This is a genomic window from Micromonospora sp. SD12 (genome assembly GCF_052068495.1).
Taxonomy (GTDB): domain Bacteria; phylum Actinomycetota; class Actinomycetes; order Mycobacteriales; family Micromonosporaceae; genus Micromonospora; species Micromonospora echinofusca.
Genome location: NZ_JBQHDF010000012.1, coordinates 66,122 through 87,547, shown reverse-complemented (window position 1 = coordinate 87,547; position 21,426 = coordinate 66,122). Strand labels below are relative to the sequence as shown.

The following is a 21,426-nucleotide window of genomic DNA, read 5'->3' as shown; positions in this document are numbered from 1 at the left end:
CGGCCCTGAGGAGCCCCCGATGAGTGTTTCCCTGGACGAGGTCGTCGGCGCGCTGCGCGCGTCCCTGCTCGACAACCAGAAGCTCAAGCAGCAGAACCAGCAGCTGACCGCCGCGCTCAGCGAGCCGGTGGCGATCATCGGCATGAGCTGCCGGTTCCCCGGCGGCGTCGGGTCGCCGGAGCAGCTGTGGGACCTGGTGGCGGCGGGCACCGACGCGATGTCGCCGTTCCCCGACGACCGGGGCTGGAACCTGGGCGCGCTCTACGACCCGGACCCCGACCCCGACAGCCGGGGCACGTCGTACGTGCGCGAGGGCGGGTTCCTCTACTCCGCCGGGGACTTCGACCCCGCCTTCTTCGGCATCAGCCCCCGCGAGGCCCTCGCCATGGACCCGCAGCAGCGGCTGCTGCTGGAGACCGCGTGGGAGGCGTTCGAGCGGGCCGGCATCGACCCCACCACGCTGCGCGGCGCGCCCACCGGCGTGTACGCGGCGACCAGCAGCCAGGGCGACTACGCGGCGCTGCTGACCGGGGTCAGCGGCGGCGTCGAGGGCTACCTCGGCACCGGCAGCGCCGCCGCGGTGGCCAGCGGCCGGATCTCGTACGCGCTGGGCCTGGAGGGGCCGGCGGTCACCGTGGACACGGCGTGCAGCTCGTCCCTGGTCGCGCTGCACCTGGCCTGCCAGGCGCTGCGGCTGGGCGAGTGCACGATGGCGCTGGTCGGCGGCGTGTCGGTGATGGCCACCCCGACCGTCTTCGTGGAGTTCTCCCGCCAGCGCGGCCTGTCCACCGACGGCCGGTGCAAGTCGTTCGCCGCCGCCGCCGACGGCACCGGCTGGTCCGAGGGGGCCGGCATGCTGCTGGTCGAGCGGCTCTCCGACGCCCGCCGCAACGGCCACCCGGTCCTCGCGGTGGTACGCGGCAGCGCGGTCAACCAGGACGGCGCGAGCAGCGGGCTGACCGCCCCGAACGGCCCGTCCCAGCGGCGGGTGATCCGGCAGGCCCTCACCAACGCGGGGCTCAGCGCCGAGCAGGTGGACGTCGTCGAGGCGCACGGCACCGGCACCACGCTCGGCGACCCGATCGAGGCGCAGGCGCTGCTGGCCACGTACGGCAAGGAGCGCCCCGCCGACCGGCCGTTGTGGCTGGGGTCGGTGAAGTCGAACATCGGGCACACCCAGGCGGCGGCGGGTGTGGCCGGGGTGATGAAGATGGTCCTCGCCATGCGGCACGGGGTGCTGCCGCCCACCCTGCACGTGGACGAGCCCACCCCGCACGTCGACTGGAACAGCGGGGCGGTGTCCCTGCTGACCGGGGCGCAGCCCTGGCCGGAGACCGGGCAGCCGCGCCGGGCCGGGGTCTCCGCGTTCGGGATCAGCGGCACCAACGCGCACGTCATCATCGAGCAGGCCGCCGGGGCGGACACCGACGACGCCCGGCCGGCCGGCACGCCCGCCCCGCCGGCCCCCTGGATCGTCTCCGCCCGGTCCGCGCCGGCCCTGGCCGGACAGGCCCGGCGGCTGCTCGACCATCTCGCCGACCAGCCCGACCTGGCCCCGGCCGACGTGGCGTACTCGCTGGTCACCACCCGGGCGGCGCTGCCGCACCGGGCCGCCGTGATCGGCGACGACCGCGACGCGCTGCTGTCCGGCCTGCGCGCGGTCGCCGAGGAGCGCACCGCCCCCGGCGTGGTACGCGGGGTGGCCCGCCCGGCCGGCAAGGTCGCGTTCCTCTTCACCGGCCAGGGCGCCCAGCGCCCCGGCATGGGCGCCGAGCTGTGCCGCCGGTTCCCGGTGTTCGCCGCCGCGTTCGACGAGGTGGCCGGGGAGCTGGACCAGCACCTGAGCCGGCCGCTGCGGGAGGTGGTCTTCGCCGAGGCCGACTCGCCCGAGGCGGCGCTGCTGGACCGCACCGAGTTCACCCAGCCGGCGCTGTTCGCCTACGAGGTCGCCGCCTACCGGCTGGTCACCGCGTGGGGGCTGCGCCCGCAGTTCCTGCTCGGGCACTCGGTCGGCGAGCTGGCCGCGGCACACGTCGCCGGCGTGCTGTCGCTGGCCGACGCGGCGGCCCTGGTGGCCGCCCGGGGTCGGCTGATGCAGCAGCTGCCGGTCGGCGGGGCGATGCTGGCGGTACGGGCGTCCGAGGCCGAGGTGCTCCCGCTGCTCGACGAGCGGGTGTCGCTGGCCGCCGTGAACGGTCCCCGCTCGGTGGTGCTCTCCGGCGACGAGGAGGCCGTGCTCGCGGCGGGTCGGCGGCTGGCCGCCGAGGGCCGGCGGTCGCGCCGGCTGCGGGTCAGCCACGCGTTCCACTCCGCGCGCATGGACGCCATGCTGGCCGACTTCCGGGTGGTCGCGGAGAAGGTCACCTGGCAGCCGCCGACCCTGCCGGTCGTCTCCGACCGCACCGGCGAGCCGCTGACCGCCGCCCAGGCCACCGACCCGGGCTACTGGGTCGACCACGTGCGGGACACCGTCCGCTTCCACGACGGCGTCGCCACCCTGGCCGCCGCCGGTGTCGCGACCTTCCTGGAACTCGGCCCCGACGGCGCCCTGACCGCGCTGGCCCGCGAGTGCCTGCCTGACGTCGAGCCCACGGCCTTCGTGTCGCTCGGCCGCCGGGATCAGCCGGAAGCGGCCACCCTGCTCGCCGCGCTCGCCGCCGTCGACCTGCGCGGCGCCGGGGTGCACTGGCCGGCGCTCTTCGCCGGCAGCGACGCCGCCCGCGTCGAGCTGCCCACCTACGCCTTCCACCACGAGCGGTACTGGCCGGACCCGCCCACCGTCGACCTCATCCAACCCGCCGCCGCCGGCGACGACGAGGAGTTCTGGGCCGCGGTGGCGGCGGGCCGGCCGGACGCGCTGGCCGCCACGCTCGGCCTCGACGGCGGCCGGCAGGAGGCGCTCGCCGAGCTGCTGCCCGCCCTCGCGTCCTACCGGGACCGGCGGCGTCGCGGATCCGAGCTCGACGGCCTGCGGTACCGCGCCGACTGGGCCCGCGTCGCCCCGCCCGCCGCCGGCACCGCGCCGGCCGGCGAGTGCCTGGTGGTGGCCGGGGCGGGCACCGACGCCGACGCCGTGCTGGCCGCCCTGCGCGCCGAGGGCCTGACCCCGGTGCTCGTGACCGTGGCCGACGACCCGGACGACATCGCCCGGGCCCTACCCGCCGGCGGCACCCCGTCGGTCGTGCTCTCGCTGCTGGCGGCGGGGGAGCCGGCCGGGACCGCCGCGCTGGCCGCGACCGCCGCGCTCGTGCGGGCCCTCGGCGGCGCCGGGAGCAGTGCGCCGGTGTGGACGGTGACCCGGGGCGCGGTGGCCGTCGACGCGGACGATCCCGCGCCCGCCGTGGCCGGCGCGTACCTATGGGGTCTGGGTCGGGTGCTGGCGTTGGAACAGCCGCGCCTGTGGGGCGGGCTGGTGGACCTGCCGGCGGAGCCGGACGACGCCGCGCTCGCCGTGCTCGCCCGGCTCGTCGCGGCCGGCGGCGACGAGGACCAGCTCGCGGTGCGCTCCGGCGGGGTGTACGCGCGGCGGCTGTCGCGCGCCCCGGCCGGCGCCGCCGACGCGGACTGGCGGCCCCGGGGCGCGGTCCTGGTGCACGGGGCGGCGGCGGTGCGCACCCCGCACCTGTTGCGGTGGCTCGCCGACCGGGGCGCGGCCCACCTCGTCGTCGTCGGTTCCGTGCCGCCCGCCGACCTGGGCCGGGACGTCGCCGTCACCGGCGTCGACGACCTCGACGGGCTGCCCGAGGCGCTGGACCGGCTGGCCGCCGCCGGCACCGAGGTCCGCACCGTCCTGCACGTCGCCGACTCCGACGGGGCCGGCGACCCGGTCGTGGCGCTGGAGCCGCGCGACCTGGCCGACGCCGTGGCCGTCCGCACCGCCGCCGTGCACCTGCTCGACCAGGCCTGCGCCGGTCGGCCGGTCGACGAGTTCGTGGTCTTCACCTCCACCGCCGCCGTCTGGGGCAGCGGGGGAGCGGCCGTCTCCGCCGCCGCCGGTGCCGGGCTGGAGGCCCTGGCCGCCGGCCGGCGCGCCGCCGGCCGGCCGGCCACCGTCGTCGCGTGGGTGCCCTGGGCGGACGAGGTGACCGATCCGGTACCGCTGCGTCGCCGGGGGGTCCGTCCGCTGCCCACCGCGCTGGCCCTGTCCGCGTTGGAGCAGGCCGTGGGCCGCGGCGACGAGCAGCTCGCGGTCGCCGACCTCGACTGGGCCGCCTTCGTGCCGGCCTTCACCGCCGTCCGGCCCAGCCCGCTGCTGCGCGGCGTGCCCGAGGCGGCGGTCGTCGCAGACCGGGACGCCGGGCCCGGCGGCGAGGCCACCGACCCGGCCCGGGCGCTGCGCGACCGGCTGGCCGGCGTCCCGGCCGGCGACCGGCACCGGATCCTGCTGGACCTCGTGCGGGCACGCGTGGCCACGGTGCTCGGGCACGCCTCGCCCGGGGCGGTCGAGGCCGACCGCGACTTCCTGGAACTCGGCTTCGACTCGCTGACCGCGCTGGAACTGCGCGACGCGCTGTGCCAGGAGACCGGGGCGGAGCTGTCGGCGACCCTGCTCTTCGACCACCCCACCCCTACGGCGCTCGCCCGCCACCTGCTCGGTCAGCTCGTCGGCGCGGACGCCGCCGAGGACGCGGCGGACGCCACCGGGGGCGGCGCACCGGAGAGCGCCGGCGGCGGCCTGCTCGGCGGGCTGTTCAACCAGCCGAAGGCGCGCGAGGACCCGGCCGGGTACGCCGAACTCCTGGTCAAGCTCGCCCAGTTCCGGCCCAGCTTCAGTGAACCGGCGCAGCTCACCCGACCGGCCGGCATCCTCCGGCTGGCCCAGGGGGACGCCCGGGCGCAGCTGGTGTGCTGCTGCACCATGTCGCTGCTCTCCGGGGCCCACGAGTACGCCCGACTCGCCGCCGGCTTCCGGGGGGTGCGCGACGTGTGGGCCCTGCCCAACCCGGGGTTCGGCGTGGGCGAGGAGCTTCCCGCCGACCTCGACGCCCTGCTGCGGGTGCACGCCGACACGGTGCTGCGCGCCGTGGGCGCCGGCCCGTTCGTGCTGGCCGGCCACTCGGGCGGGGCGATGGTGGCCAACCTGCTCGCCGGCGAGCTGGAACGCCAGGGCCGGACGCCGGACGCGGTGGTGCTGATGGACACCTACCCGGCGAACAGCGAGGTGCTCGGCGGATGGGTGCCGCAGCTGCTCGACGGAATGATCGACCGGGAGAGCGCGTACACGCCGATGGACGACTGGCGGACGACCGCGTGGGCCGGCTACCTGCCCCTGTTCCTGGACTGGCAGCCGGTCGAGATGGCGGCGCCGACCCTGCTGGTCCGGGCCAGCGAGCCGCTGGGGGAGTGGGCCGGCGAGGAGGACGGCTGGCGGTCCCGCTGGCCCTACCCGCACGAGGTGGCGGACGCGGCCGGTGACCACTTCAGCATGGTCGCCGACCGGGGGCCGGAACTCGCCGGCACGGTGCAGCGGTGGCTGACCGCGCAGGGCCTGTGACCGGTGCCGCCCCTGGCGTGCCCCTAGCGCCCCCTATCGGCGCACCCACATCTATCGGACCGATGTTTCAGGACGGAGCATGACGACGTGGACGAGGCAGTGGTGGTCACGGAGCTGGTCAAGCGGTACCAGCCCAACATGCCACCGGCGGTGGACGGACTGAGTTTCTCCGTCGGCGCCGGTGAGGTCTTCGGCCTGCTAGGGCCGAACGGCGCCGGCAAGACGACGACGATCGGGGTGCTGACCACACGGGTGCGGGCCACCTCGGGCCGGGCCCGGGTGTGCGGCGCCGACGTGATCGGCGCGCCCGCGGTCGCGCGGCAGTTGCTGGCGGTCGTACCGCAGCGGGTGAACCTGGACCGGGCGCTGACCGTCCGGCAGAACCTGCTGTTCCACGCGGCGTACCACCGCGTGCCCCGGGCGGAGCGCATCCGGCGGGCGGACGAGCTGCTGGATCAGATGGGGCTCAAGGACTTCGCGAACCACCGTACCGACTTCCTGTCCGGCGGCCTCGCCCAGCGCACGATGATCGCCCGCGCGCTGATGCACTCGCCCCGGGTGCTCTTCCTCGACGAGCCGTCCGCGGGCCTGGACCCGCAGTCCCGGCTCTTCGTGCACGACCGGATCGCCGAGCTGAAGCGGGCCGGGGTGACCGTGGTGGTCACCACGCACGACATGGACGAGGCGGAGAAGCTCTGCGACCGCGTCGGCATCGTCGACCACGGCAAGCTGCTCACCCTGGACACCCCGTCCGCGCTGACCCGCACGCTGCCGGGCAGCAGCACCCTGACCCTGGTGGTGACCCCCGGCGCCCCCGCCGAGGAGGTGCGGGCCGCGCTCGACGCGATCCCGGACGTGGAGCAGGTGGAGCACTTCAAGATGACCGCCCCGGCGCCCGTCGCCGCGCCGGCGTTCCCCGGCATGCCGGCGATGCCGATGCCCGCGCCGGCCCCCGACGCGCCCGTTGATCCGGACGCCCCGCTCTCCTTCCGGGTCTACACCAGCGGTCAGCCGGCCAACGCCATCCCGATGGCGATGAAGATCCTCGCCGACCTGGGCTGCGAGGTTCGTGACCTCAACATCGGCCAGCCCAGCCTGGAAGATGTCTTCATCCACCTGACCGGAAGGGAACTTCGGTGAGCGTCGCCGCCCCCGCCCCCCCGTCCGCGCCCTCGTCGGCCGCGGCGCCGCCGCCGGTGAGCGCGCTGGACCAGTTCGCCACGTTCCGCGCGGTGCTCTCGCGGGACCTGTTCGTCACCGGCCGTGAGCTGGTCGGCTTCCTGCTCCAGGTCTTCATCCAGCCGCTGTTCATGCTGCTGATCTTCGGCAAGGTGCTCAGCGATCTGGGCTATGCCAGCGACGACTTCTCCAACGTGCTGCTGCCCGGCGTCATCGCGCTGAACGCCTTCCTGATCGGGCTGGAGAACACCGCGCTGCCGATGATGATGGACTTCTCCTTCACCCGGGAGATCGAGGACCGCCTCCTGTCGCCCATGGCGATTCCGCTGGTGGCCCTGGAGAAGATCGTCTTCGGTGGCATCCGCGGCCTGATCGCCGGTGTGGTGCTGATCCCGGTCGGCATGCTCATGCTCGGTGTCACCTGGCCCTGGGCGGTCGTGCTCAAGGTGGTCGGGGTGTTGGCGATCGGCGCGCTGGTCGGTGCGGCGGTCGGCCTCGCCTTCGGCACGCTGGTGCCGACGCAGCACATCCAGATCATGTTCACCGTGGTGATGACCCCGATCATGTTCACCGGCGCGACCCAGTTCCCGCTGCTCGGCCTGGACTCGCTGCGCTGGTACCAGGTGATCTGCTCGCTCAACCCGCTCACCTACATCAGCGAGGCGACCCGGTCGCTCGTCGGCCCGCCCGGGGTCGAGTCGCTGCCGCTCTGGCTGTGCATGTGCGTCCTCACCGGGGTCTTCGTGGTGTTCTCGGCGATCGGCATGCGTGGCTTCATGCGCCGCGCCATGGACTGACCGACCAGGACCGACGCCAGACCTTCCCGTCCGTCGTACCACCCGAACGCCGATGGCCCGGGCCGCTCACGCGGCCCGGGCCATCGGCGTCGTGGTTTCGGGCGTCACGTCAATCGGCAGAAAACCCCATTCTCCGCGAGCGTCGTCGCGCCAACCGTGGCAGGCTGCATAGACGGCGGTAGTTCCTGGGCCCGACTGTCCCGGAGTGACCGGCCCTGTGTCAGGGGACCGCCGAACGTCGCCGAATCGATAAAGATCGATGACTGGCCCTGCCGCTGACTGGCCGGCTCCACGAACAGCCCGCCGGTGCGGCGTACTCCAGGGTCGGACGGCGCAGGTCGCCGCACAGGCGGGAAGGAGTGGCGGACGGTGCACATGACCGGAAACGACCGCGACCGAGCGGTGCTGGTCGTCGCCTACAACAGCGCGGGGATGTTCAACCCGTTGCTCACCATCGTGGGCGAGTTGAAGGCCCGGGGAGTCGGGAACGTCTGGTTCGCGTCGACCGAGGATCGCCGGGCAGACGTCGAGGGGCTGCGTGGGCCGGGTGAGGTCACCTTCGTCTCGCTCGGCCCGGCCCGGCCACAGTCGTCACCGGACACCTGGGACGACGCCACCTACCGGGCGCTGACCACCGGCGACCGTGCGACCAGCTTCGCCCGCTACCTCGACGTCAGCACCGACTACGACCACGTGCAGCAGCTCTACCGCCGCTGCCTGGACATCATCGACGAGGTCGGCCCGGCGGTGGCCGTGGTCGACAGCCTCGCCAGCTGGGCGATGGACGCCGCACAGACGCGGCGGCTGCCCTACGTGGTCAGCATCTCGCTGCCGCCGTCCAACTTCCTCCAGGAGCAGCTGCCGCCGCGCTACCCCGCTCCGTTCTCGGGACTGCCGCAGCAGATGACGCCCCGGCAGCAGGCGGCCAACACCGGCTTCCGTAACCGGCTGGTGCGGGCGCTGATGGAGCCGCAGCGGCTCCGCCGCAGCCTCGCCGCCGTGGCCAGCCGGAAGGCGGCCGGCATCCCCAACCCGGAGATGCGCCCGGCGGGCTACGTCGAGGCCGCCGAGGCCCTCATGGCGTACACGGTGTTCGGCTTCGAGTACCCGTTCGCCACCGCCCCGGAGAAGCTGCGGATGCTCGGCCCCGTGGTGCCCCGCGAGCTGTCGCCGGCCGACGACGACGAGCTGATGGGGTGGCTCGACGAGCACCCCTCGGTGGTCTACGTCGGGTTCGGCACCATCATGCGACTGTCGCAGGGGCAGGTGGACGCGATCGTCGAGGTCGCCGAGCGGCTCGGGCCCGAACACGCCGTGCTGTGGAAGGTGCCCGCACGCCAACGGCACCTCCTCCCGTCGGCGCGACGGCTGCCGGCCAACCTGCGGGTGGAGGCGTGGCTGCCGTCGCAGCTGCGGGTGCTGGCCCACCCGCACGTGCGGGTCTTCTTCAACCACGGCGCCGCCAACGCCATCCACGAGGCCGTCCACTTCGCCGTACCGCAGCTGGTGATGCCGTTCTGGCTGGACTGCCCCGACGGCGCGGTGCGGGCGGTCGACAGCGGGGTGGCGCTCGCCGTCGAGCGCGCCGATTCGCTGAACGTCGAGGACGTCCTGGCCAAGCTCGGACGACTGCTGGGCGAGGAGACGTTCCGGGCGCGGGCGCGGCTGTGGAGCCGGCGGATGCGCCAGGCCGGCGGGGTCACCGCCGCCGCCGACCTCGTGCTGCGGCACCGCGACGCCGCGGCCGCCCGCCCGCCCGCCGGCCTGGCCGTCGGCTGAGCTTCTGGCTGCCGTACGCCGAAGGGGCGCGGTGGTCTGCTGCCACCGCGCCCCCTTCAACGCCCGTCAGGACGCGGCGCCCTGGGTCTCGTCGGCCAACGCCTCCGCGTACGCGACGAGCCGGGACGGCAGGTCGGTACGGCGCTTGACGTCCAGCTTGCGGTAGACCCGGGTCAGGTGCTGCTCGACCGTGCTCACCGTGATGAAGAGCTTGCTGGAGATCTGCCGGTTGGTGTGCCCCTGCGCGGCCAGCGCGGCGACCCGGCGTTCGGCGTCGCTCAGACCGTCGTCCGGCTCCTGCAACTCGGCGGCGGCCGGGTACGCCGGCAGCCCGCTGCCCGGCTCCCGGCGGATCAGCCGCTGGGCCAGCACCGACGCCCCGCAGTCCTGGGCGAGCTGGTAGGCCCGCCGCACGAGCAGGCGGGCGCGGGCCGAGTCCCCGGCGCGTTGCAACGTCTGGCCGGTGTCGCCGAGGGCCCGGACGAGTTCCAGCCGGTCGCCGCTGGACTGGAGCAGGTTGACCGCCTCGGAGAGCAGCTTGCGCCGGTGGTCCTGGGCGGCGGTGGTGGCGAGCAGGCGCAGCGTGCGGCCCCGGGTCCGGTCGTCGACCCCGTGCGGCACCCGCAGCTGCTCCTGGAGAAGCTGCGTGGCCTGCGTCTTGTTGCCGACGCTGAGCTGCACCCGGGCCAGCTCCAGCCGCCACGGCACCAGCCCGGCCGCGTCGATGCCCCAGGCGCGCATGAGTTCGCCGCAGCGCCGCAGGTCGGTGGTGGCGGCGTGCGGCCGCCGTACGGCGAGGTGGTGCCGGGCGCGGGCGGCCAGGTAGTGCAGGCCCAGCGGGGTGCGGAACATGCCGGGCGGGACCGGGTGGGCGAGCCACCGGTCGGCCTCGGAGAACCGGCCCGACTCGGTCGCGCAGGCGACCAGCGTGGCCAGCGGGCCGGCGACCGCCACCCCCCAGGCGGGGGCGGGCATGTCCTCCAGGGCCGCGCGGGCGTGGTGTTCGGCGCCCGGCAGGTCGCCGATCCGCAGCGCCGCCTCCGCCCGGATCGCCCGGATGACGGCCCGCCACCCCGGCGCGTGCTGGGCCGCCGGCCGGCCGAGCAGCACGTCCCCCCAGACCGCGGCCCGGTCGGAGCGACCCGTCCAGAGCAGCGCGAGCAGGGGAGCGGTCAGCAGGCCCAGCGCCCCGTCGTCCGTGTGGTGGCGCTGGAGGAGCTGCTCGGCGGTCGCCACGGTGTCGTTGTCCGCGGCCGGCGTCAGCGCGGTGCCGAGCACCGTCACCGCCTGGAGCAGCGGGCTGATCGCGGTCGGCGCGCTCGCCGCCCGGCTCCAGGTGCTCGGGGTCTCCCGCACGCTGGCCAGGTGGTCCGGGTGGGAGAGCGAGACCAGCAGCTGCATCATCCGCAGGCGACCGGGCAGGGAGCCGTTCTCCTCGTCGGACGGGAAGGCCGTGACCGCCTCGGTGGCCTCGTCCACCCGGCCCTGCCAGAGCAGGTAGGGCACGGCGGACAGGCCCGCGTCGGTGGACCAGCCGGCGGCCCGTGCCGTCTCCACGAGCTCGGTCAGCTGCCCGTTCACCGTCAACGGGTTGATCTGCCAACGCGCGCTGACCAGCATCTCGGTGGTGGCGGTCCGCTGCTGCTCGTCCACCGACGCCCGGGAGACCAGCCGCAGGCAGGCGGCGGCCACGTCGGGCCGGCCCGACGCCAACGCGTGCCCGGCGGCGTCCTGGAGCACGGGCACCATCCAGGGGGCACCCGCCGTGCCGGCGGCCACCAGGTGCTCGGCCACCACGCTCGGCTCCGCGCCGTGCTCGTGCAGCACCTCGGCGGCCCGCTGGTGCAGGCTGCGCCGTTCGTCGGCCGACATGTCGCCCAGGATCGAGCGCAGGATGCGCGGGTGGCGCAGCTCGTCGGACTCCATCAACCCCGAGGTACGCAACACCCGCACCGCCGGGACCGTGGACTCGGGCACCACGTCGAGGAGGTGACCGAGCAGGTCGACCGGCGCCGGCCGGTTGAGCACCGCCAGTGCCTGGGCCACCCGGCGTACGCCCGGCTCGTGCCGGTAGAGACAACCGAGCACGGCCTGGTCGAACGCGTCACCGACGGCCTGGCCGTAGTCGTCGCTCAGCCCGCCGCCGGCCCGCTCCTCGAGCAGCGCCCGGGTGAGCAGCGGGTTGCCGCCGGTCATCCGTACGCACCGCTCCGCCGTCCTGCGGGCGTCGGCGTCGTCGGCGTCGCCGCCGGCGAGCCGGGCGACCGCCTCCACGGTCAGCGGCGGCAGGCCGATCCGGGAGAAGTGCGGCTGGCTGAGCAGTTCGGCCCGGAACAGCGGGTGCGGCGGACGCAGCGTCGACGCCTCGGCGAGCACGAGCATGATGCGGGCGTGGCGCAGCCGGCGGGCCACGTAGAGGAGGCAGTGCAGCGAGGCCGGGTCCGCGTGGTGCACGTCGTCGACGGCGAGGACCAGGGGACCGGCGTTGGTCAGGTCGAGCAGGGCGGCGAAGAGCCCGTGCAGCAGCGGCGCCCAGGCCCGGTCGCCGTCGGCCGCCTCGCCGCCGGGCTCGGGCAGCGGTACGGCGAAGGTGGCGTCCCGCATCAGCTTCTCGATCCGGGCCGCCTCCTGCGGCGCGAGCCGTGCACTGTGGAATAGCTGGCCGACGACCCCCAGGTGCAGCCCGCGCTCCGCCCGGGAGCCCGCGGCGCTCATCACCTGCCCGCCGGCACCCGCCGCCCACTCGCTGAACGACTCCAGCAGGCTCGTCTTGCCGCTTCCCACGGCGCCGGTGACCAGCGCGACGTGGCCGCGCTGCTGGTCCTCACAGGCCCGGAACGCGCGCCGGAGACGGGTCGTCTGTTCCTCTTGCTGCACCAACACCAGCGTGTCAGCCCTTCTCGTACGCGGCGACGGACCGGGAACCCCGGTGCTGTCGACGCCGCCTCCCCCTTGCCGGACAGCCGCCCCTGCACCCGCGTGTGCCGGGTAGGGGTGGAGCGCACCGGGCCGCCGTGCCGGGTGGACCTGGAAATCTTTCGCCGGACCGGGGTTTTCGCCGTACGGTCCGCGTGTTCAGGCGAGTCTGGCACCGGCGCGGGTGTGCGACAACGGGCGCGGGACCCCACCGTTTCGCGCACAAACCTGCGGCCCTCGAACGCATATAGGGGTTGCGCGAATCGCACTGAGGGGTGTCGGCGCCGGCCCGACGGGGGAGGTGGACACTCCGTGAGGGGCTGGTGTCGGGTGTGCAGCCTGATGGTGTCACACCGGGCTTCCCCACGCACCCCCGTCGGCACGGACAGTGGTGGGAGGTGGACGCGCGGCGACGGTCGCGGCGAAGGCTGTCGGGCGTCGCCCGGCCGGGCGTCAGGCGGCCGGCAGAAGGGCGTACGCGCCGACGGCGCCAGGGATGAACGGCAGGTGAACGCCGACCCGATCCACGGTGAACAATCGGCGACGACCGACAGTCCGGTGTGGAGGGTCAGCGGCGGCCGACGGTGAGTGCCGCGGCGCCGGACCGACGGTGAGGGCCGCGGCGTCGAGCCGACGGTCTGGGTCGCAGCTTTGGGCAGCCGGCGACGGCGGCCGCCGCGGTGTCAGGCCGACGGCCGGGGTCGAACGCCGGGGTGCCTCAGCGCAGCCGAGGGCCGGGAGGCCGGCGCTCCGGGTCGAGCGAGCCGCGCGGCGGCGGATCCAGCAGCGTCGCGCCGGGCCGGCTCATCCGCAGCCGGCTGGCCAGCTCGCTGCGTGAGTTGACGTCCAGCTTCCGGTAGATGCGGGTCAGCCGCTGCTCGATCGCGCTGACCGTCAGGAAGAGCTTCTCGGCGATCTCGCGGTTGGTGTGGCCCTGGGCGACCAGGGCCGCCACCTTGGACTCCGCGTCGGTCAGCCCGTGCACCACGACCGTCGTGTCGCGGCGGCCCTCGGCCGCGCCGCTCCTGGCGGAGATGCCGAACCGCAGCATCGGGATGCCGCACTCCTCGGCGAGTTCCCGGGCCGAGCGCGACGCCACGCGGGCCTGCCGCCGGTCGCCGGCCTGCTGGTAGGCGTGGCCGAGGTCGGCCAGGTTGTGCGCCAGCTCCATCCGGTCGCCGCACTGCCGCAACAGCCGCACGGCGCTGCGCAGGTGCGGGATCCGGTCCGGCCCGTCCTCGGTGGCGGCCAGGACCCGCAGGGCGGCGGCCCGGTACCGGACGTGGACGGGCCGCAGCCGGGCCAACTCGTCGCGGACCAGCCGGCTGGCCTGTTGACGGCGGCCCATCCGCAGCAACGCCCGGGCGGACTCGGTGCGCCAGGGGATGAGGCCGGAGAAGTCGAGCCGCCAGCGGTTCATGAGCTGCCCGCAGAGCTGGAAGTCGGCCAGTGCGGCCTCCGGGCTGCCCGCGGCGAGGGCGTGCATTCCGCGGGCCTGCAAATAGTGCAGCCCGATCGGCGTCTCGAACATCGCCGGCGGGACCGGCGTCTGGAGGCAGGCCGCCGCCGCGTCGAGCTGGTCCATGAAGGTGAGGGCCCGGATCCGCACCGCCAGCGGTATCCCGATCACCACGCCCCAGCCCTTGGGCGAGAGCTGCCCCAGCGCCTCGTCGGCCAGCTTGTCGGCTCGGGAGAGGTCGCCGAGGCGTCCGGCGACGGTCGCCCGCAGGGCCGTGAGCATGGCCGACGGGGTGGGGTAGCGCGGGGCGGCGGGATCGCGGCCCAGCCGGTCGCACCAGTCGTCGGCGAGGTCCAGGCGATCCGCGTAGATGATGGCGATGAGGGCGCAGACGGCGGTCCACATGTTGCGTTCGTCGTCGAGCCCGGTGGTCGACAGCGTCCGCTCGGCCTGCTCGACCGCGCCGACGTCACCACGGTCGAGGACGGCCGACAACAGGGTGGCCCCCTCGACCCCGCGCTTGACCTTGGCCAGCGTCAGGGGGTCCCGTACGGCCGTGGTGGGGGCGGGACGGTCGACCATCACGCCGGGGTAGAGGGTCGACATCCAGCCCGTGATGATGAGCAGTTCGGCGGCGGACCGCGGGTCGGCGCTGTCCGCCCGTTCGCTGAGGTGGTTGACCAGCGCGGCGGCCTCCTCGATCTCACCGTGCCAGAGGAGGTACTGGATGGGGCCGGCGGCCTGCTGGCTGCCGAGGTGCCCGGCACGGATGGCGCTGACGACGCCGATGAGGTGGGGGAGCGCGGCCTGCGGGTCGAGCCGCCACTCGGCACGGGCCAGCGCGGAACGGATCCGGGCCCGCAGGCATTCGCCGGCGCAGCCCCGGTGCGCACGGCGCAGGTACCGCAGGGCGGTCTCCACCTCGCCGTCGAGCAGCGCCTGCTCGCCGGCGTCCAGCAGGGTCTGCGCCATCCAGGGCTCGGCCAGCTCGTCGATCCCGACCAGGTGCGGCGCGACCCGGGCCGGCGCCGCGCCGTCGTCGTGCAGCAGGCAGGCCGCCTCCAGGTGCAGCCGTGCGCGTTCCTCGGCGGTCGTCCCGTCGATCACCGCCTGGCTCACCGCCGGGTGGCGCAACCCCTGCTCGGTGATCAGCCCGGCACTGGTCGAGTCGTCGATCGCGCCCAGCGCGGCCCGCGACCGGGCGTCGACGAGTTGCGGCAGCAGGTTGCCGTGCAGCGGTTCGCCGGTCACGGCGAGCACCCGGGCGGCGTTGAGCACCAGATGGTCGCAGCGGTACAGGCAGCTCAGCACCGCCTCCCGGAACGACTCGCCGACGGCGGGGTGGTCGGCGGGGCGGGTTGCCACGGCCTGGTCCTCGGCGAGCGCCTGGAGCAGCAGGGGATTGCCCCCGCTGATCCGGTGGCTCTCCGCGGCGATGGTCCGGGCGACCGGGACGCCGAGCCGCTGGGCGAGCAGATGGAACGTGCCGTCGGGGCTGAGCAGCGGCAGCCGGATGCGGTGCAGCCTCGCGGGTTGCAGCAGTTCGGCGTGCACGTCCGGCCGCCACGGCCTGGTACGCGGCGCCTCGGTCAGGACGATCAGCACGGGCAGGCCGGAGATCCTCCGGGCCACGTAGTCGAGGCAGCGCAGCGACGGCACGTCGGCGTGGTGGACGTCGTCGACGGCGATGACCAGCGGTTCCCGCGTGGTCATCTCGAGCAGGGCGCCACCGATGGCGGCGGTGGTCAGAGCCGTGCCCTCGTCGTCGGTGTCGTCGGCGTCCGCCCAGGCGAGGGCGCCCTCGTCCAGCAGCCGCTCCAGCCGGGCCAGGGTGTCCGGGGTGCCGGCCCCGCTCAACGGCGCCGCCCGGACGAGTTGTCGGACGACTTCCAGCGGCACGGTGCGTTCGGCGCGGGACGCACTCGCGCCGAGGACGCGTGCTCCGGAGTCACAGGCCCGCCGGGCGAAGGTCTGCAACAGCGTGGTCTTACCGACGCCGACCGGACCGGTCAGCACGGTCACCGTCCGGTTCGTCGACGCGTTCCCACCCCGGAACAGGTCCGCGAGCCGGCCTTCCAGCAGGCTCAGCTGGCACGACCGCTCGGTCAGCTCCATCGCCGTGGCCTCCGAGGGAGCGCGCGGTCCGCGGTCACCGAACGGGCCGCCCGACCTGCGCGGCCCGGGAGCTCGACGAAATCGGAGACCGGCAATTCTTGACCCAATCCATTATTAGCAAATATAGACGACCATCGAACATGGCTGGCAAACATCGATCGACTTGACCGGCCGGCGACTTCGAGTCGCGCCCTTGTCGACCTCGGCGATAATTCCCCAGCCTCTCGGGTCGGCCTCCCCCTATCGACCACCGTGATGGTGGGAGTATGGCAGTTCGGCAATTGGGCGGCAAGCCAAGGTTTGTAAAGGATGGGCAAACATCGGTTGCGGGCCAGCGCCGGCCCGAGCGCGCCTTCGGCGTCGGTCGACAACGGAAAGTCGCCGGGTGGCGTCGCAACGTGACAGAGCGCTCTCGTGACCCATTGGTTGCGCCTTTCTGGCCCGCTCGGCGATTGGCCGGCGCGGTTTCGCGTGCTAGGTGTGTCCGGTTTGCGGCGTCGCCCGCCGCCCCGGCGCGGCCGCGAGCTGTCCGCCCGTCGACATGGGGAATCGTGCAGTGTCGATGAGGTCGGCGATCCCGGTCCCGGTCACTGGGACGCAACTGCCGAGGCCAGCGCGTAGGTGCTGCTCAACTCAGGGTTGGTGCGGCCGGCGCCCGGGGTGCGCGCCCGGCCCGGGGCGGGTGCGTCGCACGTCCGGGCGGCTGCCGCCGGCGTGTCGGCTCCGCCGGGCCGGCCCGCCGCCGGGACGTTCCGCCCGGGTCTGGCGGCCGAAATTGGCGAGGATTCCCGAAATTGTTGCGGAGTGAAGCATCGGGTGCCCCGAAGTGCGACCGCGGACTGCCGGGGGGTGGGGTGGTGGATCGGGTGTGCCGCGAGTCGCGCGGGCGGCCGCCGATTCGGACGTTTGGGAAATTCAACGATTATGTTGTTAAAAAAGAATTATGCGGCCCAGGGTCCCCGATGGGGGGCGCCGGTGCGGGGCCGCTACCGGAAAGTGTTTGAGTATGAATGATAGACGTCAATGTCATGCCATGTTCGGGGTGTTGCCCGGAGAGGTCGCGGCCGATTCTGTTATTCAATGTCCGCAGATGCTGCGGCACCGTAGTCCGTCCATAGTGGCGGAGGCCGGAAAGGGTGGCCGCTCCGGCCGTCCCCGGAGCCGGAGCGAAATCCTGTCCTACCTGGGCCGTCGGCCCCGGCAGGGGACCGGGGCGCGGTGGCTAGGGGTTGTGCCGGACGATTGCCCGGCCTAATTTCGGGGCACCCGTTTCCAACATCGGGATAGCCGGATATGGGGCCGTGCCGGTCCCATGACCTGAAGGGCTCTGTGGCCGTCGTGATGTCCCAGCCGCTGCCGCGACTCGTTGACGCCCTCCGCAGGGGATAGCGGAGATGACACTGCTGCCGGCGCTGCGGGGATTCGGCGCGGATCGGGCCGACGCGGTGCGGGTGGCCGACCGTACGCTCTCCAGCGAGGCCCTGCTCGGCTGCGTCACCGCCGTCGCCGACCGGATCCGGGGCGCGGATGCCGTCGCGGTCGACGGCACGCCGACCCTGGAGACGGTGGTCGGCATGCTCGGCGCCCTCCACGCGGGCGTCCCGCTCGTGCCGCTGCCGCCCGATGCCGACGAGCGCGAGCGGCGCCGCATCCTTCGGCAGTCCGGGGCGACACTGTTCCTCGGCCGGGACCTGCCCGACACCCACCGGCTGCCCACGGTCCCGGTCGACCTGCGCCAGCGCTCGTCGACGCGGCACCCCGAGCCGTCGCCCGGCACCGACGCGGTCATCCTCTACACCGGCGGCGCCGGCGGGCCGCCGCGCGGCGTACGCATCTCGCGTCGCGCCATCGCCGCCGACCTCGACCTGCTGACCCAGGCGTGGCGGTGGTGCGAGGACGACGTGGTGGTCCAGGGCGCGCCGCTCTTCCGGGCGTACGGCCTGGTCGTCGGCCTGCTCGGCGCGCTGCGGGTCGGCAGCCGCTTCGTCCACCTCGACCGCCACGCCGCCGCGGGACCGGTCGGCACCATGTACCTGGCGATGCCCGAACAGTGGGCGAGGATCGCACTGAACAGCCGGTGGGCCCGGTCGCTGGCCGCGGCGCGCGTCCTGATCTCCGCCGACGCCCCCCTGCCCTCCGCCGTGGCCGAGCGCCTCCGGCTGCTGACCTCGCACTCACCGGTGCAGGCGTACGGCACCACGGAGACGCTCATCGCCCTGACCGGGCGGGCCGACGACCGCACCGCCGCCGGCGGCGTCGGCACCCCCCTGCCCGGCGTGCAGACCCGGGTGCTGGACCGCGAGGCCCGGCCGGTGCCGGCCGACGGTGAGTCGGTCGGCGAGCTGAGCGTCTGCGGCCCGACGCTGTTCAGCGGCTACGTCGGGGCCGGCCAGGGCTTTCCGGCCGGGCGCTGGCACGCCACCGGCGACCTGGCCAGCGTGGCCGCCGACGGCTCGTACCGGATCATCGGGCGGTGCGGGCTCGACGTGGTGCACAGCCGGGGCCGGCGGATGCACGCCGGGCAGATCGAGGAGGCGCTGCTGAGCCATCCCGGGGTCCGGGAGGCGGCCGTCGTCGGCACGCCGCACCACGCGCTCGGCGAGCAGGTCACCGCGTACGTCGTCGCGGAGGGGCTGACCGCGCAGGTGCTCATCGACCACGTCGGCCGGTACCTCTCGGCCTGTCAACGACCCCGGCGGGTGCACTTCGTCGACGAGCTGCCGCGCAGCGCGCACGGCCGGATCAGGAAGTCCCTGCTGATCGCCGCCGGCTGAGCCGACCGCGTCGGGCGGGCGTCCACCCCGTCGGCCGCCGCGGTCAGCCCTCCACCCAGCCGTGCCGCCGGGCGAGGTCCAGCATGCGGGCGCGTACGGCCACGATCTGCGCCCCGGTCAGATCCGACACGGACGTCACCAGCGCCTCGGTGGTCTCGGCGTAGAAGGCCCGCTCGGAGAGCACGTCGCAGAGGCCCTCGTCGTCCTCGGCCCCGCCGGCGGCGTGTCCGCTGTCCCTGCCGCGCGCGCCGGTGACCGCCACGCCGGCCCGGGAGGGCGCCACCGCGCCGGCCGTCCCGTTGCGCTCCGCGACCGCGCCGACCACCCGCACCAGCACGGCCTTGGGGCCGCGGTCGGTCCCCACCGCCTCATACTCCACCGGGACGCCGGGCGTCAACGCCCACTTGTCGCCGTCCAGCATGTTCGCGTGCACGAACACGTCGTCGCTGCCGTCGTCCGGGGCGATGAACCCGTAGCCCCGCACCTCGTCGAACCGCACCACCTTGCCAGTGAGCATCGCTTTCCCGCATCCGTCCGACCCAAAATCCGCGTGCCCCGCCCGTGGGACCGGGGCCGCCCCAGACTGGCAGCCACCTGCGCGGCCCGGCACCCGTACCCGACCCCTATGGTGCACCGTACCGCCGACGCCGGGGCGGCGAGGGTCGCCGCACCGCCTAGCATCGGCGGACGTGATCGAGCAGATCCTGCCTCCCGCCGTGGCGGTGGCCGAAGCCTTCACTGACCCCACCGGCCTGACCCTGTTCCCCGAGGAGGAGGCGCTGGTGGCCCGGTCGGTGGAGAAGCGCCGCCGGGAGTTCACGACCGTGCGGCACTGCGCCCGGCTTGCCCTCGGTGAGCTGGGGTTCGACCCGGCGCCGATCGTCTCCGGCGCCCGGGGCGCCCCGGTCTGGCCGGGCGGGGTGGTCGGCAGTATGACGCACTGCGACGGCTACCGGGCGGCGGTCCTCGGCCGTACGTCGGCGTTCGCCACCCTCGGCGTGGACGCCGAGCCGCACGCGCCGCTGCCCGAGGGGGTGCTCGACGCGATCGCCCTGCCGGCGGAGCGGACGCGCACCGTCGCGCTGTCGGCGGCCCGCCCCACCGTCTGCTGGGACCGCCTGCTGTTCAGCGCGAAGGAGTCGGTGTACAAGGCGTGGTTCCCGCTCACCGGCCGGTGGCTGGACTTCTCCGAGGCGGACATCGTGATCGATCCGGCCGGCACGTTCGAGGCCCGGCTGCTGGTGCCCGGCCCCGTGCTCGGCGGGACCCCGGTGACGGCCTTCGCCGGCAGGTTCCTCGTCGAGCGGGGACTGCTCGCCACCGCGATCAGCATCCCGGCCGCGCGCCCCTAGCCCGCCGTCAGCCTGCTCTTCTGCACCTTGCCGAGGGCGTTGCGGGGCAGCGCGTCGACCAGGCGTACCTCGCGTGGCCGCTTGTGCGCCGACAGGTGCCGGGCCACGAAGTCGATCAGCTCGGCGCCGTCCACCCCGTCGCCCACCACGTACGCGGTGACCTGCTGGCCGAGGTCGGGGTGCGGGACGCCCACCACGGCGGCCTCGCGGACACCGGGGTGCGCCAGGAGGGCGTCCTCCACCTCGCCGGCGCCGATCCGGTAGCCGCCGCTCTTGATCAGGTCGGTGGACGCCCGGCCGACGATCCGGTGCCAGCCGTCCGGGTCGACGGTGGCGACGTCCCCGGTGCGGAACCAGCCGTCCGGGGTGCGGCTGGCCGCGTCGGCGTCCGGGCGGTTGAGGTAGCCGTCGAACAGGGTGGGGCCGGCGACCTGGAGCTCGCCCATGGCCGCCCCGTCGGCGGGCAGGACGGCGCCGTCGTCGTCGACGAGCCGCGTACGCACGCCCGGCAGCGGCAGCCCGACGGTGCCCGGCCGACGCGGGCCGTCCGCCCGGGCGCTCACCGTGATCAGGGTCTCGGTCATCCCGTACCGCTCGACGACCCGGTGGCCGGTGAGGGCGGCGAGGTCCGCGAAGACGGCGGCCGGCAGCGCCGCGCTGCCCGAGACGAGCAGCCGCGCCGGGCGCAGCGCCCGTGCCGCGTCCGGGTCGGCGGCGATGCGGGACCAGACGGTCGGCACGCCGAAGTACATCGAGCCGGTGGCGGCGGCGTACCGGTCGGGACGCGGGCGGCCCACGTGGTGCAGCCCGCTGCCCAGCCGCAGCGGCCCGAGCACGCCGAGCACCAGCCCGTGCACGTGGAACAGCGGCAGGCCGTGCACCAGCAGGTCGTCCGGCGTCCACGCCCAGGCGTCGGCCAGCCCGTCCAGGCAGGCGGCGACCGCGCGGCGGGAGATCACGGCGCCCTTCGGGGCGCCGGTGGTGCCGCTGGTGTAGAGGATCACCGCGGTGCGGGCCGGGTCCGGTTCCGGGTGGACGGTGTCCGACCGGCGGGTCAGGTCGACGGACACGACCGTCCGGCCAGCGCCCTCGGCGCCGCGCGCCGCGCCGGCCGGGACCAGCAGCGCCGTCGACCCCGAGTCGCGCAGGATGTGGTCGCGCTCCATCGGACCGGCGTCCGGCGGGACCGGTACGACCGCCGCTCCGGCGGTGAGCGCGCCGACCACTCCGACCACTGTCTCCAGGGTCGCGGTGGCCTCGATGGCGACCCGGTCGACGCCGTGCAGCTCGTCGGCCACCGCGGCGGCCAGGCGGCGCAGCTCCACCCAGGACACCGCGCGGTCGTCGACCCGGACGGCGCCCGGGCGTTCGTCGGTGCCCTTCGTCAGCCAGCTCAGCAGCGGCATGGTGCGATCCCTCTCCAGCGGCTCGGACCCGGGCCGGCGCGGCCTGCCGCGCCGGCACCGGACGACGGGCGCCCCGGACGCCGGTAGGGTCGGTGCGACGCTGGCGGATCCGGGCGCGTACGCCGCGCCGGCGGGCCCGGGACGACGTCCTGACC

9 protein-coding genes and 1 pseudogene are annotated in these 21,426 nt (G+C 74.8%); 6 read left to right on the top strand and 4 right to left on the bottom strand.

From position 1 onward, the window contains the following. Positions 1-19 precede the first annotated feature (19 nt). From ACTMS2_RS21470 to ACTMS2_RS21455, 4 genes and pseudogenes are all read left to right on the top strand, one after another. Positions 20-5,494 (top strand): annotated as a pseudogene (locus tag ACTMS2_RS21470) (type I polyketide synthase); the annotation flags it as partial. Positions 5,495-5,581: 87 nt separating this feature from the next. Beyond that, entirely contained in the window at positions 5,582-6,634 is a 1,053-nt protein-coding gene (locus ACTMS2_RS21465; protein ID WP_441176991.1) for an ABC transporter ATP-binding protein, read from the top strand. Then, a complete protein-coding gene (locus ACTMS2_RS21460; RefSeq protein WP_089000778.1) occupies positions 6,631-7,470 on the top strand; it encodes an ABC transporter permease in 840 nt (279 codons plus the stop codon). Before ACTMS2_RS21465 ends, ACTMS2_RS21460 begins: the two co-directional genes overlap by 4 nt. Before the next feature lie 375 nt (positions 7,471-7,845). Continuing rightward, the gene (locus tag ACTMS2_RS21455) at positions 7,846-9,249 is read left to right on the top strand and encodes a glycosyltransferase (RefSeq protein ID WP_441176990.1); all 1,404 of its coding nucleotides are present in this window, start codon (positions 7,846-7,848) and stop codon (positions 9,247-9,249) included. Positions 9,250-9,315: 66 nt separating this feature from the next. Here the strand turns inward: ACTMS2_RS21455 and ACTMS2_RS21450 are convergent, their stop codons facing one another. Together ACTMS2_RS21450 and ACTMS2_RS21445 are read right to left on the bottom strand one after the other, a co-directional pair. Then, a complete protein-coding gene (locus tag ACTMS2_RS21450; RefSeq protein ID WP_441176989.1) occupies positions 9,316-12,126 on the bottom strand; it encodes an AAA family ATPase in 2,811 nt (936 codons plus the stop codon). A 757-nt stretch (positions 12,127-12,883) separates the two neighbouring features. Beyond that, positions 12,884-15,739 carry an AAA family ATPase gene (locus tag ACTMS2_RS21445; RefSeq protein ID WP_441176988.1) on the bottom strand — a complete coding sequence of 952 codons (2,856 nt, stop codon included), beginning with the start codon at positions 15,737-15,739 and terminating at the stop codon, positions 12,884-12,886. Positions 15,740-17,133: 1,394 nt separating this feature from the next. On the opposite strand from ACTMS2_RS21445, the gene ACTMS2_RS21440 reads away from it, so the two are divergent. After that, positions 17,134-18,513, top strand: a complete 1,380-nt coding sequence (locus ACTMS2_RS21440) for an AMP-binding protein (RefSeq protein ID WP_441176987.1) — start codon at positions 17,134-17,136, stop codon at positions 18,511-18,513. Positions 18,514-18,556: 43 nt separating this feature from the next. On the opposite strand, the gene ACTMS2_RS21435 is transcribed toward ACTMS2_RS21440, so the two are convergent. Beyond that, complete coding sequence (locus ACTMS2_RS21435) at positions 18,557-19,030, bottom strand: cold-shock protein (RefSeq protein WP_358168420.1); 474 nt, start codon at positions 19,028-19,030, stop codon at positions 18,557-18,559. Positions 19,031-19,202: 172 nt separating this feature from the next. Here ACTMS2_RS21435 and ACTMS2_RS21430 point away from each other — a divergent pair, with 172 nt between their 5' ends. Next, positions 19,203-19,865 carry a 4'-phosphopantetheinyl transferase family protein gene (locus tag ACTMS2_RS21430; RefSeq protein WP_441176986.1) on the top strand — a complete coding sequence of 221 codons (663 nt, stop codon included), beginning with the start codon at positions 19,203-19,205 and terminating at the stop codon, positions 19,863-19,865. Here ACTMS2_RS21430 and ACTMS2_RS21425 read toward each other — a convergent pair. After that, complete coding sequence (locus tag ACTMS2_RS21425; protein ID WP_441176985.1) at positions 19,862-21,271, bottom strand: acyl-CoA synthetase; 1,410 nt, start codon at positions 21,269-21,271, stop codon at positions 19,862-19,864. The two genes, ACTMS2_RS21430 and ACTMS2_RS21425, sit on opposite strands and share 4 nt — an antisense overlap. Positions 21,272-21,426: the final 155 nt, after the last annotated feature.

Bases quoted from the DNA above. Each gene is read 5' to 3' on its own strand.
- ACTMS2_RS21425 (WP_441176985.1), bottom strand. From the start codon at position 21,271: ATGCCGCTGCTGAGCTGGCTGACGAAGGGCACCGACGAACGCCCGGGC.
- ACTMS2_RS21445 (WP_441176988.1), bottom strand. From the start codon at position 15,739: ATGGAGCTGACCGAGCGGTCGTGCCAGCTGAGCCTGCTGGAAGGCCGG.
- ACTMS2_RS21440 (WP_441176987.1), top strand. From the start codon at position 17,134: ATGACACTGCTGCCGGCGCTGCGGGGATTCGGCGCGGATCGGGCCGAC.
- ACTMS2_RS21435 (WP_358168420.1), bottom strand. From the start codon at position 19,030: ATGCTCACTGGCAAGGTGGTGCGGTTCGACGAGGTGCGGGGCTACGGG.
- ACTMS2_RS21455 (WP_441176990.1), top strand. From the start codon at position 7,846: ATGACCGGAAACGACCGCGACCGAGCGGTGCTGGTCGTCGCCTACAAC.